A 14,282-nucleotide genomic window follows, 5' to 3' on the forward strand; every position below is an offset into this window, starting at 1 on the left:
TCCCAGGCCCCGGGTCGAGGAGATCGCGAAAAACATGTCCGAAGAGCCAGACGTCCCATTCGCAGTCGCTCTTAGGAACTCGCCATTGCTTCTTGGAGCGACGCGCGATGGCGATCGCGGGCGATCGACACGCGCTGGCTCTCGCCCGCACCCGGCCGCCCGGCCGCGCTCATGCGCTCGCATCACCGTGCTACGGTGGCTCCTGAAGGAGGATCGTGATGAAGACCAAGAAGCAAACCAATCCCTTGCCGATCAAGACGGGCGTTCGCGCCGGCACGCGGCACGATACGGCCAAGAACTCGATCGGCAACATCCGCTGAACTTGCCCCCGGCGCCGCGTTGCTCGCGGTCCCGGGGCGTTTTGCGCTGTCCCGACGCTCGGCTGCAGGCCGTCACTAAGCTGCCCCTGAAGCCAGGCCACCTATTGCGAGCTCCCGACTCGGGCCATTCAGAAAAAATTGGCGGCTTGACGAATCGGTGAAGCTGGGCAAATTGTTTTGCTGTTCGATGGCCGTCCCCGATCACCCGCGGAGCTACGAGCCGCCCGGCGAGGGCGATGACGTCCGGCGGTTGCTGCATTCGGAGCGGTCGGGCGCAGTACGGACGTACGAGCTGCGCCGGCGCGGCGAGACAGTGACGACGGCGCGTGGTCGGCCCGAGCGCAGGTTCGCCGCGCGCACGACGACCACGCTCTCGCCCCCGGCGGCGGCCGCGTTTCTCGAGCGCCAGGTCGCGGCGCTGCAGGCCCGGGGCGCGCGGCTGCTGGCCGACGAGGCGGAATTCCCGAGCGCCGAGCGGCGCTTCACGGCGCTACCGGGCATCGAGCCCGAGGTCGCCAGCGAGGTCGCGCGCAACCTGCGGGCGCATCGGCGCAAGTTCGCAATGCTCGGCAAGCTGCAATGGGCGGCCGGCGACGACTGGGATCTGCTGTTGTGGTCGCTGGTGCGGGCCGGTCGCGTGCAGCCGCTCCGCGACGTCGAGCTGTGGATGCTCCTCGGCGACGCCGCGCTCGAGGCCGACGCGATCACCGTGATGGACCTGCTGACCAGGCTCGTCGACCTCCCCGGCCTCTACCGTGCCCGCGGGTACGACGAATACGCCGAGGCGATGCCCGGCGGCGACGCGGCCGCCGAATCATTGCTGTGGAGTGCGTACCTCGACCAGCGCGGCCACGTCGACGCGCGGGCGAACGAGCTCCCCCCGCCAATGCAACTCGGCCTGTGGTTGATCCGCGCCCGCGCCGGCGAGCACGTCCCCGCGGCGGCGGCCGAACCAATCGCCGCGTGGCTGCGCGCGCGTCCGCGGCCGTTCACCCCGCTCGAGGCGCTCGCCGGCGACGTCTTCGTGAAGCTCGACGTCCCGGAGCTGCTGCAGCGAATCGACGGCGCGGCGCGGTGACCCGTCGCCTCAATCGCGGCTGAAGGCCCGCCGCAGGCGATGCAGCCGCGCCTCGTCGACGAACAGCACGAAGAACGCGCACATCTGCAGGGCGAAGAACACCAGCTCGCGCATGGTCACCGCGATGGTGAGGAACATGCCGAAGCCCATCGCGTAGCCGAGCGGGCGCAGGCGGCGGACGGTGAACAGCAGCGGCGAGGCCAGCTCGAACGCCAGCGCGAGGTGCTGCAGGCCGGCCCACACCGACATCGGCAAGGTGCGGACCATCCACGCCGCGCTGTCGGTCATGAAGTTGAGCTGGACCTGATACCACAGGGTGTCGCTGTGCGCCAGCCAATCACCGTACCTGACCTTGCAGACACCCGCGCCGAACAGCTGCACGATCAGGGTGAATTGCAGCACCCGCAGCGGCCAGGCCGAGCGGATGGTCGCGCGGCCCTCGGCGTCGGTGGCGATCGGCGGGGCGAGGGCGAGGATCAAAAGGCCGCCGAGGAAGATCTTGTTGATCGTGAACGCCGCCAGCCGGTCCGCCCCGGTGACGTAGGCGGTGCCGAGCAGGACCGGCCAGATCGCCAGGCGCGGCTTGATGCCGACGATCAGCGCCACGATCGAGGCGAAGTAGACGACGCCGAACCACGGCAGCGCCGCCTCCGACAGCAGCGGCACGGCCTGCTGGAACCCGCCGCTCGCGCCCCCGCTCGGGTGGTAGCCGACCGGCGTGAGCCACTCCGCCGCGAAGCGCCAGCGGAACACGACGTAGTACAGCAGCGTCGCCGCGAACAGCGAGCGGAACGCGACCAGCCGCCCGGCGGCGACCGGCCCGAACACGAACGCCTGGGCCCGCTGCAGCGGCGTCACGCCGGGGATTCTCCTGTCTCTTCGACCATGCCCAAGAACATGCCTCTTCGCACATGTCTCATCAAGCAGACCCGCCCATCACCTCGTGGACACGTCCCTTCGGACACAGGCTTAAAGCTCATCGCCCGCCTGTCCCTTCGGCCATCCGCAGGTCGTGGCTCGACAGCACGCGGACCGTCTGGGGCGTCGGCGCCGGCTTCTGCCAGTGGCCGGTCGGCGGGCGGGCCGGGTCGATCTTCTGCGCGCCGGCGAGGAAGCGGACCGCGACCACCGGCGTGCGGGTCGGGTTCAGCTCGCGGTCGCGGGCGGCCACCCAGCGGGCCAGGTCGAGGCGCGACGCCTCGTGCTTCGCCCCGAAGCGCTCCATGAAGCGGTCGAAGCGGCTGCGGTAGCCGAACGGCTCCATCGGGAACATCGCCCGCTCGTCGATCGGCTCCCACTCGCGCCGGCCGTCGCGCAGCACCTGAATATAAAAGTACGACACGCTCTCGGGCCGGTGGCGGAACAGGCAGGAGATCGCTCCGAGATCGCGGACGACCGTGGGCCACCACGTCGCCGGCGCCGCCTGGATCGCGCCCTGGCTGATCGGCACCACCCAGACCACGAGCACCAGCAGCGCCGCGGCGACGTCGCGTCGCAGCGGGCGCGCGGGCGCGGGCGCGGGCGCGCTCACCCGGGCAGCACCTTGCCCGGGTTGCACGTGTGCTTGGGGTCGAGGCTGTCCTTGAGGCCAGCCAGCAGCGCGACCCCGACCTCGCCCTTCTCGCGCAGCAGCCACGGCGCGTGGTCGGTGCCGACGCCGTGGTGGTGGCTGATGGTGCCGCCGCCCGCCACGATCGCGTCGGAGGCGGCGCGCTTGATCGCCAGCCACTGCTCGACCTCGGCGCCTTGCTTCTGCGGGAAGATCATCGTGAAGTAGAGGCTCGCGCCGTCGATGTAACCATGGGACAGGTGACACATGACGATCGCGCGCGCATCGGCGTCGGCCGCGTTGTCGCGCAGGGCGTCGTGGATGGCCAGGTGGACGCCGCGGTAGAGGTTGTGCAGGTCGGACCAGCGGACCGAGGTCTCGAGCGTCTCGACGGCGATCCCGCGGTCGAGCATGGGGTCGCGCATGTACGGCATGGCGAACCGCTTCGAGAACCAGCGCTCGCCGGGGCGGTTGCCGAGGTGCACCCCGCCGAGGCGCTCGATGACCGCGCGGGTGCGGACCTGCGACTCGAGCACCGTCTCGCGGTCGCCCTCGAGGCCGACGATCATCAGGCAGCGGCCCTCGCCGTAGCCGCGCCACGCCAGCGCCTGCATGGCCGCGCGCTCGATCGCCCCCGGCGGCTTCTGGGCCGCCGAGAAGCTCTGCAGGAAGTGCGTCTCGGACCCGTCGGACAGGCGCAGCATCGCCACCGGCAGCTCCTCCTGCAGGATCGTCCGCACCGCCTTGGCCCCCGCCTCGAAGTCCTTGAAGAAGAAGCCGCGGTAGTCCTTCTCGGCCGGCACGCGGTGGATCTTCACCGTCGCCGCGGTGATGACGCCGAGGATGCCCTCGCTGCCGGCGACGAACTGGTTGAGGTTGGGCCCGGCCGCCGAGGCGGGGAAGCTCTCGGTGCGCCACGGGCCCTTCGGCGTCGCCAGCTCCGCGGACACCAGCCACTTCTCGGCCTTGCCGTAGCGGTACGACTGCTGCCCGGCCCCGCGCGCGGCGATCCACCCGCCCAGCGTCGAGAACTCGAACGACTGCGGATAGTGGCCGAGGGTGAAGCCCTCGCGCTGCAGCGTGCGCTCGAGCTCGGGGCCGTAGATGCCGGCCTGCACTCGTGCGGTCAATGACTCGCCGTCGATCGCCAGCACCCGGCCGAGCCGCGTGGTGTCGAGAGTGACCACGGCCTTGTGCGCGTCGCCGCGGATCGCCGAGACCCCGCCGACCACCGACGAGCCGCCGCCGAACGGGACCAGGGCGACGCCCTCGCGGTCGCAGTGGTTCACCACCGCCTGCACCTCTTCCGCGCTGCCGGGGTAGACCACCGCGTCGGGGGCGTGCCGCAGGTCACCTGCCCGAACGGCCAGGAGGTCGAGGTAGCTCTTGCCGCGCGAGTGGAAGGCGCGCTCGTAGCGGTCGGTCTTGACGTGATCGGCGCCGACGATCGCCCGCAGGGCCGCGAGGTCGGCCTCGGCCAGCGCGCTGGCCGCCAGCTCGAGGCGGTCGAGCGGCGCGGCCGGGCGGTGCGGCAGCGTCTTGCGCCCGAGCTGGTCGGCGACCCAGCGCCACACCTCGGGTTCGCGACGGCCCAGTTCGAACCCGGCGTGGACGAAGCCCCAGCCGTTCCAGCGCAGCGCGCGGCGGTCGATCATCGGTCTGTCCCTTCGTACATGTGGTGAGACTCAATAGCGCAGGGTCAGCGCCCCGGGCAACACGGTGAAGGTCGCCGGCAGCCGGCCGGGGGCCTCGCCGTCGATGTCGAGCAGCACCTCGGCGCCCGCGGGCGCCCGCGCCTCGACGCGCGTGCCCGAGAGGTGGCGCACCTTGGGCTTCTTGAGGTGCTCGCCGCGGTAGATCGCGTTCGGGTCCTTGAGAAGATCGAGGATACCCATGTCGTGCATCACGATCACCTCGAGCCGGCCGTCGCTCGGGTCGGCCATCGGCGCGACGTGCATGCCGCCGCCGAAGTAGCGGCCGTTGCACACCGCCGCGGTGTTGACGACCAGCCGCAGCTCGGGCCCGTCGTCGACCCGCATCACCACCTCGGTCGGGCGGTAGCGCAGCAGGCCGCGCACGGTCGCCGCGAAGTACGTGAACTTGCCGCCGAACAACTTCGTGAGGCGGGCCCGGTTGACCTCGCGGTCGACCACGCCGGACACGCCGAAGCTGGCGATGTTGATGAAGTAGCGGGCCGCGGGCGAGCCGTCGTCGGCGACGTAGTCGACGCGGCCGACGTCGAGTGGCCTGGGGGTGCCCTCGGCGATTCGGCGCACCTGGGCGTCGACCTCGCCGGCGGCGCCGAAGGTCTTGCGGAAGTCGCCGCCGGTCCCGAGCATCAGGATCGACAGCGCCGCGCCCTCGCCGACGCGGACGTCGGGCCCGCCGGGCGCGGGCGGCTCGAAGAAGCCGTTGACCACCTCGTTGTTGGTCCCGTCGCCGCCGCAGGCGATCACCAGCTCGACGCCGTCGCGCAGGGCCTCGCGCGTGAGCCTGGCCGCGGCCATCGGCGCGTCGGTGAACGCGACCTCGACCGGGCCGAGCGCCGCCTGCAACCTCGCGTGCACCTCGGGCCAGGCGCGGGCGAGGCGGCCGCGGGAGGAGTTCGGGTTGACGATCGCTCGCGCGCGCATGAGGAACCTTCGCGGCCGAGTCTGGCCCGGACCTGAGCTTATGTCGCTTCGGCCCGGCCTGTCATGCCGGCGCGGCGTAGCGGTCGAGCACGCGGTCGACCTGGCGCACCTGCTCGGCGCGGTCCCACCCGCGCGGCCCGCCCATCAGGCGCGCGGCGGACTCCAGCGCGCGCAGCCCCGGGTCGCCGAGCTGCCCGAGGCCCGTCCGCCGCAGCACCGCGTCGCCGAGCTCGATCGCCCACTCCGCCCGGGCCGCGTGCACGATCTCCGCCCCCACCTCCGGCAGCCCCGGCCGCAGCGGCGCGCCCAGCGTCGGGTCGGCCTGGATCAGCGCCAGCAGCTCGCCCGCGCGGGCGCCGTAGTTGCGCGCGAGGTGGTACATCAGCGGCTCCGGCAGGCTCGGGTGGCGCGCGTGCAGCCCGGCCACGAAGGCGCGGAAGTTGCCGATCGCGCCGCCGGGCAGCGGGGTGCGGTCGGTGATGCTCGCGGTGCGCGGGCGGCCGAGCAGGCGCAGGGCCAGGTCGACGACCTTCTCGGCGAGCGCGCGCGAGGTGGTCCACTTGCCGCCGATGGCCGAGATCAGCCCGGGCACGCCGTCGGTCGGGCCGTGGTCGCAGACCTCGGCGCGGCGGCTCTTCTGGTACGAACCCGACTTCGGGCCGGCGTCGTCGACCAGCGGGCGCATGCCGCCGTAGCTGTGCAGGACGTCCTCGCGGCGCAGCTCGGCCGCCGGAAAGTACTGGTTGACTGTGGCGATGAGCCCGGTGATGTCGGCCTCGGTGACGCGGAAGGCGTCGGGGTGGCCGGAGTAGACCTCGTCGGTCGTGCCGATGAGCGCGTGGTCGCGCCACGGCAGGACGAAGAAGTGACCTGTCCCGGCGGCCATCATCAGCGCGACCTCGCGGGTCAGCTTGCGGGTGATGATGTGGATCCCCTTCGAGCGGACCAGGTGGGCGTGCGGCTGCTGCCCGAGGGTCGCGAGCATGAGGTCTGCCCACGGCCCGGTGGCGTTGACGACCACCGGGGCGCGCAGCTCGACGAAGCCGTCGCCCGGCTGGCGGCCCTCGACCTTCACGCCGACCACCCGCGCGCCTTCGCGCACGAAGCCGACCGCCTCGACGTAGTTCACGAGCTCGGCCCCGGCCGCCGCGGCGCTGAGCAGGCACTCGAGCTCGAGCCGCTCGGGCGAGAACATCTGACAGTCCCACAGCAGCGCCCCGCCCTTCAGGCCCTCCGGGGTCAGGCTGGGCTCGGTGGCGAGGACCTCCGCCGGCTTCAGCCCGCGGTGGGCGGGCAGCCGCTGGTCGGGGTCGGGCAGGCGATTGCGGTCCCAGGACAGCAGGTCGTAGAGGGTCAGGCCGACCCGCATCTCGGCCAGCGAATTGCCCGCGCCGGCGTAGACGGGCATCAGCATCGGCAACGGGTAGACCAGGTGGGGCGCGTGCAGCTCCCACAGCCGGCGCTCGCGCAGCGACTCGCGCACCAGGCCGAACTCGAAGTTTTTGAGGTAGCGCAGGCCGCCGTGGATGAGCTTGGAGGACGCGCCCGAGGTGGCGCTGCAGAAGTCGCGCTTCTCGACCAGCGCGACCCGCAGCCCGCGCAGCGCCGCGTCGCGGGCGACACAGGCGCCGGTGATCCCGCCGCCGAGGATCACGAGGTCGAAGGTCTGCTGGGCCAGGCGCGCGAGGCTCCGCATGCGGGGCAAACCTACTGTCCTTCCGACCCGGCGGCCAGGCCCTCGTGCGCATTGTCCGCGAGACGCCGTTCACACGGTGCCGCTGGGCCCAGCGATCGCGTATTCTCTGCCCGCCGCATGCAGGACCGACCGATCTCCGAGTTCATCCGCCGCCATTACCGCCACTTCAACGCGGCGGCCCTCGTCGACGCCGCGACGGCGTACCGGGCCCATCTGGACCGCGGCGGCAGCATGCTGGTGACCCTCGCCGGCGCGATGAGCACCGCCGAGCTCGGACTCAGCCTGGCCGAGATGATCCGCCAGGGCAAGGTCACGGCGATCAGCTGTACCGGCGCCAACCTGGAAGAGGACGTGTTCAACCTGGTCGCCCACGACCACTACGTGCGCGTCCCGCACTACCGCTCGCTGACCGCGCAGGACGAGCAGGCGCTGCTCGAGCGCCACCTCAACCGGGTGACCGACACCTGCATCCCCGAGATGGAGGCGATGCGGCGCATCGAGAGCGCGGTGCTGGCCGAGTGGGAGCGCGCCGACCAGGCCGGCGAGCGCTTCTTCCCGCACCAGTTCATGTACAAGATCCTGCGCTCGGGTGTCCTGAAGGACAGCTTCCAGATCGACCCGAAGGACAGCTGGCTGATGGCGGCGGCCGAGCGCGACCTGCCGATGTTCGTGCCCGGGTGGGAGGACTCGACGCTCGGCAACATGTACGCCGGCCACGTGATCGAGGGTCACGTGAAGAACGTGCACACGGTGCGCACCGGCATCGAGTACATGACGGAGCTGGCGAAGTGGTACGCGGGCACCGCCGACAAGAGCTCGATCGGGTTCTTCCAGATCGGCGGCGGCATCGCCGGCGACTTCCCGATCTGCGTGGTGCCGATGCTGCACCAGGACCTGCGGCGCACCGACGTGCCGCTGTGGGGCTACTTCTGCCAGATCAGCGACAGCACCACCAGCTACGGCTCATACTCCGGCGCCGTGCCCAACGAGAAGATCACGTGGGGCAAGCTCGGCGTGAACACCCCCAACTTCATCATCGAGTCCGACGCGACGATCGTCGCGCCGCTCGTCTTCGCCTACGTACTCGGCTGGTGACGTCGTGAAGCACCCGCGCATCAACCATCCCCTGAACGAATTGAAGCAGTCGGCGGCCGAGCTCGGCTACCGCATGCCCGCGGAGTGGGAGCCGCTGTCGTCGATCTGGCTGGCGCGCCCGCACAACCCGACGACCTGGCCCGGCTGCCTGGCCGAGGCGCAGGCGCAGCACGCCGACTTCGCCGCCGCGGTGCGCCGCTTCGTCCCGGTGCGCATGCTCGGCGAGTCGATCTCGATCGCCACCGACGACGCGTGGATCCGCGACTATGGGCCTATCTTCGTCAAGCGCAAGTCCGACGGCGCGCTGGCCCTGCACGACTTCCATTTTAATAATTGGGGCGGCAAGTACGGCGACTGCCAAAACGACGACGTGGTGCCGCAGAAGGTCGCGCTGATGCTCAGCATGCCGCTGTGGGTCCACGACTTCGTGCTCGAGGGCGGCAGCATCGAGGTCAACGGCGTCGGCACTGTCATGACCTCGGAGTCGTGCCTGTTCCACCCCGGCCGCAACGCCGACCTCGACCGCGCCGACATCGAGCGCGAGCTGCACGCCGCCCTCGGCACGACCCACGCGATCTGGCTGCCCGCAGGCATCGCCGGCGACGACACCGACGGCCACATCGACGACCTGGCCCGCTTCGTCAAGACCGACACGATCGCCGCAGTGCGGGCGCCGCAAGGCCACCCGGACCACGACGTGCTCGAGCGCAACTGGGAGGCGCTGACGCAGGCGCGCGATCAGAACGGCCAGAAGCTGCAGCTCGTCGAGCTCCCCGTGCCCACGCCGATCTTCTGGGACTTCCCCGCAGAAGACGACTGGCCCGGCGGCATCCGCCAGGTGCCCGCGAGCTACGCGAACTTCCTGTTCGCCAACCGCGCCGTGCTGGTGCCGACCTTCGACCAACCCACCGACGCGCAGGCGCTCAAAATTTTTGAACAGCTGTTCCCCGACCGCGTGGTGGTCCCGGTGGCCGCGAAGTATCTCGTCGTGGGCCTCGGCTCGCTGCACTGCCTGAGCCAGCAGCAGCCGTTCTAAAAATTCTCGTTCTCTTCGTTGATGAAGAAGGGGCGCGCGCGCAGGGCCGCGCGCCCCCAGACAACCCAGCAGGGCGGCGGTCGCCCCGAGAGGAGCTGACGATGATCAGTGACTTGTTGCTCAACTTCCGCCACCTCGAGGGCCTCCAGCTCCGCAACCTCGCGCCGGTGAACATCATCGTCGGGCCGAACAATGTCGGTAAGACGACGCTGTTCAAAGGGATCCAGACGTTCGCCCAGGCAGCAGGCGAGCAGGTCAAGGTCGAACACGCTCAGGAGCTTATGATTGGCACACCAGCCTCTCCCGAAGCTCAGGTCAAACTTCGGGCCGCAAAATTCGCAGCAGGCATAACCTATTTCTGGTCTCATCATAAAAAAGGGGGCACGGAGGCGGTCTGGAGCGACGACCAAGATCGAGCCTTCAAGGCCGTCCAGGCGACTGCCAGTATCATGCCCGGGAGCTACCACACCGGTCAGCTGAAGATACCCGAAATCCAATGGGTCGAACGCGGACGGGGGAGCGATATTTCTTTGATGAAAGCGACCGAGCAACACCTGAGCGGCTCCCACAAAGCGTGGCTCAAGAGCTCGTACTTCTTGTGGCACCGACGCAAATCATTCTATGTAGAGCAGTTAGGTGCCTATCACGAAAGGCTAGACTCCGAGGCTGAGCACCTCACTGGTCGTCTCGACCACATCCTGTCCAGCATGGCTGGCGGCAAGCTGCGCGGTCGAATCGATCAATTTATGAATTCGGTCATTCCCGGCATCGGCAAAATCGGCATCCATCGCGAAAAGAATACAAGCGCGACTGACATTTCGGTCGCCTTTGACGATGGCGAGACTACCCGGGGTCTCAAGGATCTCGGGGGGGGCGTAGAACAAGTTTTGGCTCTCGCACTCGTGCTACTCGCGGAGCCCGACGAAGGCGCCGTCTTCCTCGAAGAACCCGAGTCGCACCTGCATGAGTCAGCTCAAAGGCGGCTGATCAAGCAGATCGAGCTACACCGCGGCAAGCGCCAAGTCTTTCTGGCCACCCATAGCCCGATCTTCGTCAACGAGTTCTCCGGCGCGAACGTCTATCGTCTCACAAGCAACCCGAAACCCAAGAGGACCACCGCGCATCCCTGCCTATCGAAGCCAGAGCAGCGCCAAGTCCTCGACGAGCTCGGAGTCCTGCCCAGCAGCCTCACGCAGACCAACTGCGTCATCTGGGTCGAGGGCCCGACCGAGGTTCGGCTCGTCACGCACTGGCTCGGCCTCGTCGCTCCGGAGCTCCTCGTCAACCAGCACTACACGTTTGCCCAGACCGGCGGCTCGAACATCCTCAGCCTCGCAGCCGACATCGCCCCTGACCCGGAAGCGTGGATTCAGGACATCAACCGGATCTGCCGCCACAACTACTTCATCTGCGACCGCGACGCCGGCATCGGCCAAATCCCGGCGAAAGAGCCCGTGCGCGACATCGGCAAGCTCGTCGGCGACAACCACTGGATCACCCACGGTTACGAGATCGAGTGGTACCTCCCGAACGAGGCCATTGAGCATCTCTGGGACGTTGCCGCAGCCGAGCATGTTCGCGCACGACGCGGGACCGCCGACCTCCCCTTCTACGATCATCTAAAGGCGTCCAAGAGCCGGGGAACGGGGACAGCAGGAGAGCGCAAGACCGCCTATGCCGAGCGCGTCGTGAAGAAGGCTCTCTCCACGGAGACTTGGTTCGCCGGTCCCGCGGGAGAAGACTTGCAGACTCAGCTAGAAAGACTCGTCGCGTTCATCCGCCACGCCAACCAGCTCGAAGCGCCGTCCTCCAAAACGTGCGCCACCTGTGAGCGCCCGCTCCCCTGAACTCCTCTCCGCAGGAGCGCCATGGGCCTCAGCTACAGCTTCGAGTTCATCGCCCCCCGCAGTTCCTGCGATACGCTGCTGACCGCGCTCGCCGACCGCGTCGACGACGGCTACGCCCGCCGCCTGCGCGCCTGTCTGCCCTGGTCACCGAACACCCCGCAGCGAGCCAACGCCGGCGTGCGCGGCTTGCCGCCGGTGTTCGACATCGTCAACCACTACGACCTCGTCGTGATGGTCCCGGTCGACGCCGAGGTCCGGCGTTACTTCGACGGCTACAGCGAGCCGATCGCGCGCCACGTGCGAGACGGCAAGGCGGGCGTCGGCCTCGTGTACATGAAGCTCAGCGCCGGCGCGCGGTACATCGCCCTCGACCTGTCCGCCGCGAGCAGCGGCATGAGCCGGCTGTTCGCCGGGCCCGGCGGCTTCCGCAAGGTCATGACCTCGCTCGCCGCGGCCGGTCAGGCGCGCGCGGCCTTCCTCGACTACGAGGACGACGAACAGTGGGAGCTGCTGTACCCGCGACCGGCATCATCGCTGGCTTCTCCGCGAGTGCAGCGACCCCCGGGCGATCCAGCCTCGCCGGGCGACGTCGACGCGAACTGCGAACTCGCGCTCGAGCTCGCAGGACTACGCGCGTAACTCGGCGGCGCTCTGCCTCAAAAACATTCTGACGAGAGTCGCATCCTCTGCGCTCGCGCTCGCGGGCAGGGGCTCGCACCCGGCGGTTCTGCCTCAAGCATTCCGACGAGGGTCGCGTCCTCTGCTGACTCGACCTGTCCTCGGAAACATCCCCGTACCCGCATTGACTTTGTTCGTCTCGCATTCCTCGGCGACGCGCTCGCCGCGGCCGCGGCCGACCCTGGATTCCCCTTCGAGCTCGAGCACGCTCCCTGTTCGTCACATGGCCTTAGAGACATGCTCCACCTCGTTCGCCCTGCGCGCCGCACCGCGGCGACCGCCGTGAGCGCCGCGCCGGCGGCTGTCTCGCCGTCCATGCTTCGTGAGCTCGGCCGTGTTCGACTTGGTGGCTCTCGCGGTTGCCGCGGCGGCGCCGCCGGCCATGGTTCCCGGCCATGTATGACGCCTCGCGTGCCATCGATCTCAGCACGCTGCTCGAGCACTCCGACAAGCTCTTGCGGCGGCTCGTCACCGGCCGCGGGCACCTGCGGCGGTGCGGCGGCGACGGCGTCGCCGCCATGTGGCCTGTCCTCGAGGACACCCAGGGTCGGCGCCTGCGAGTCACCCCGTGGTTGCCGATGGATGATTTTTCGCCGCGCCTGGCCGGGCCCGGCGGCCGGCATCCACGCGGCTTGCGGGACTTCTTCGGCCACGACGTCTTGCTCACCGGCGTGCTCGAGCGCGACGCCGACGGCGAGCTCGTGCTCGTCGCCAAGCGGGCCCAGGTCGTCCGCGAGCTGCACCTGCGGCGGCTCGACGCCGCCCAGCTCGCCGCAGTGTCCGGCGTCGGGGGCGAGGGCACCGTCGGTTACGGCGCGCTCGCGGGGGAGCTCATCATCGACGGCGGCGACCAGCTGCGGCTCGTCACCGCCGACCGCGGCGGCCCGTGCGAGGTCAGCTTCACCCTCGACGTCCTGCGCCGCGACGACCTCGTGCTCGGGCGACCGATCCACGTGCACGGGCTGATCCGCAAGGCCACCCCGTGGCTCGGGGCGATCCGGCGCGCCGCGGTCGCTCTCGAGGCACCGACCTCCTGACATGCGCGCGATGATCTTGGAGCGCGTCGGCGACCCGTTGCGGCTCGTCGAACGACCGGTCCCCGAGCCGGCCCGGCATCAGGTCGTGATCCAGGTCGCCGCCTGCGGCGTGTGTCGCACCGACCTGCACGTCACCGACGGCGATTTGCCCGATCCATCGCTCCCGCTCGTCTGCGGCCACGAGGTCGTCGGCCGGATCGTCGCTCGCGGCGCGGACGCCAGCGGCCTGCCTCTCGGGACACGTGTCGGCGTACCGTGGCTCGGCGGCGCCTGCGGACATTGCAACGCCTGTCTTCGGGGACAGGAGAACCTGTGCCCCGCCGCGCGCTTCACCGGCTACACCCTCGACGGTGGTTATGCCGAATACGCGGTCGCCGACGCGCGGTTTTGCTTCGTGCTGCCCGCGCGCTACCGCGACGTCGAGGCCGCTCCGCTGCTTTGCGCCGGCCTCATCGGCTACCGAAGCTACCGCCTGGCCGGCAACCCGGTCGCGCTCGGCCTCTACGGCTTCGGCGCCGCCGCGCACATCCTCTGTCAGCTCGCCGCGCACGAGGGGCGCCGCGTTTACGCCTTCACCCGCCCCGGCGACCTCGCGGCCCAGAGCTTCGCGCGCAGCCTCGGCGCCGCGTGGGCCGGCGACTCCGACGAGCCCGCCCCCGAACCGCTCGACGCCGCGATCTTGTTCGCCCCCGTCGGCGCGCTCGTCCCCCTCGCTCTCCAGGCAGTGCGTCCCGGCGGCGTGGTCGTCTGCGGCGGCATTCACATGAGCGACATCCCCGGCTTTCCCTACCGCCTGCTGTGGGGCGAACGCGTGGTGCGTTCGGTCGCCAACCTGACCCGCGCCGACGGCCACGCCTTCTTCGCCGCCGCGGCCCGCACCCCGCTCGTGCTGGCGACGCACACCTATCCGCTGGACCAGGCCAATCAGGCCCTCGCGGACCTGCGCGCCGGCGCCTTCACGGGCGCCGCGGTCCTCGTCCCGTGAGCCAGCCCGTCACGCCAGAAGCCCGCGCGACGGCGCCTCTCATCGCCGACACGCTGCTCGGCCCGAGAGCGACGAAAAACACTCGCGCGAGGTCTCGGACCGGCGCCCCTCATTGGCCCCGCGGAGACCCGTCCCGTGAGTGACGCACCTCGCTCCCGCGACGAAGACACTCGCGCGAGGGCGCGACCCGGCGATCACCACCTTGCGTCCGCGTCATCTGCTCTCTGCCTCCAGGCCGGCTCGCTTCGCTTTGCCGCGCGTCGCGTGTTGCTCGCAGCACTCGCGGGCCGAGGGCGTCGTCTCGGCACTAGGACCCTGCCAGTCGTCG

Annotated in this window: 12 protein-coding genes; 7 read left to right on the plus strand and 5 right to left on the minus strand. The window is 70.0% G+C overall.

Translation table 11 applies throughout. The features are described from left to right. Window positions 1-507 precede the first annotated feature (507 nt). On the plus strand, window positions 508-1,398 hold the full coding sequence (locus OV090_RS22345) for a hypothetical protein (RefSeq protein ID WP_267706075.1): 891 nt from the start codon (window positions 508-510) through the stop codon (window positions 1,396-1,398). 9 nt (window positions 1,399-1,407) lie between these two features. Here OV090_RS22345 and OV090_RS22350 read toward each other — a convergent pair whose 3' ends face one another. The 5 genes from OV090_RS22350 to OV090_RS22370 form a co-directional block, all read right to left on the minus strand. Further along, window positions 1,408-2,256, minus strand: coding sequence for a hypothetical protein (locus tag OV090_RS22350; RefSeq protein WP_267706076.1), 849 nt, complete (start codon window positions 2,254-2,256; stop codon window positions 1,408-1,410). Between the two features lie 118 nt (window positions 2,257-2,374). After that, window positions 2,375-2,929, minus strand: a complete 555-nt coding sequence (locus OV090_RS22355) for a hypothetical protein (protein ID WP_267706077.1) — start codon at window positions 2,927-2,929, stop codon at window positions 2,375-2,377. Continuing rightward, on the minus strand, window positions 2,926-4,602 hold the full coding sequence (locus OV090_RS22360) for an FAD-binding oxidoreductase (RefSeq protein ID WP_267706078.1): 1,677 nt from the start codon (window positions 4,600-4,602) through the stop codon (window positions 2,926-2,928). Before OV090_RS22360 ends, OV090_RS22355 begins: the two co-directional genes overlap by 4 nt. A gap of 30 nt (window positions 4,603-4,632) precedes the next feature. After that, entirely contained in the window at window positions 4,633-5,580 is a 948-nt protein-coding gene (locus OV090_RS22365; protein ID WP_267706079.1) for a diacylglycerol kinase family protein, read from the minus strand. Window positions 5,581-5,641: 61 nt separating this feature from the next. Further along, the gene (locus OV090_RS22370; protein WP_267706080.1) at window positions 5,642-7,276 is read right to left on the minus strand and encodes a glycerol-3-phosphate dehydrogenase/oxidase; all 1,635 of its coding nucleotides are present in this window, start codon (window positions 7,274-7,276) and stop codon (window positions 5,642-5,644) included. A 117-nt stretch (window positions 7,277-7,393) separates the two neighbouring features. On the opposite strand from OV090_RS22370, the gene OV090_RS22375 reads away from it, so the two are divergent. The 6 genes from OV090_RS22375 (at window position 7,394) to OV090_RS22400 (ending at window position 13,954) form a co-directional block, all read left to right on the plus strand. Then, window positions 7,394-8,371, plus strand: coding sequence for a deoxyhypusine synthase family protein (locus OV090_RS22375; protein WP_267706081.1), 978 nt, complete (start codon window positions 7,394-7,396; stop codon window positions 8,369-8,371). Window positions 8,372-8,375: 4 nt separating this feature from the next. Beyond that, entirely contained in the window at window positions 8,376-9,407 is a 1,032-nt protein-coding gene (locus OV090_RS22380; RefSeq protein WP_267706082.1) for an agmatine deiminase family protein, read from the plus strand. Window positions 9,408-9,508: 101 nt separating this feature from the next. Next, the gene (locus tag OV090_RS22385; protein WP_267706084.1) at window positions 9,509-11,254 is read left to right on the plus strand and encodes an AAA family ATPase; all 1,746 of its coding nucleotides are present in this window, start codon (window positions 9,509-9,511) and stop codon (window positions 11,252-11,254) included. A 21-nt stretch (window positions 11,255-11,275) separates the two neighbouring features. After that, window positions 11,276-11,893 (plus strand): hypothetical protein, encoded by a 618-nt coding sequence (locus OV090_RS22390; RefSeq protein WP_267706086.1) that lies wholly within the window; start codon window positions 11,276-11,278, stop codon window positions 11,891-11,893. A gap of 434 nt (window positions 11,894-12,327) precedes the next feature. Next, complete coding sequence (locus OV090_RS22395; RefSeq protein ID WP_267706088.1) at window positions 12,328-12,969, plus strand: hypothetical protein; 642 nt, start codon at window positions 12,328-12,330, stop codon at window positions 12,967-12,969. A gap of 1 nt (window position 12,970) precedes the next feature. Beyond that, window positions 12,971-13,954, plus strand: coding sequence for a zinc-dependent alcohol dehydrogenase family protein (locus OV090_RS22400; protein ID WP_267706090.1), 984 nt, complete (start codon window positions 12,971-12,973; stop codon window positions 13,952-13,954). Window positions 13,955-14,282: the final 328 nt, after the last annotated feature.

Source organism: Nannocystis sp. RBIL2, assembly GCF_026626745.1.
Classification (GTDB): Bacteria; Myxococcota_A; Polyangia; order Nannocystales; family Nannocystaceae; genus Nannocystis.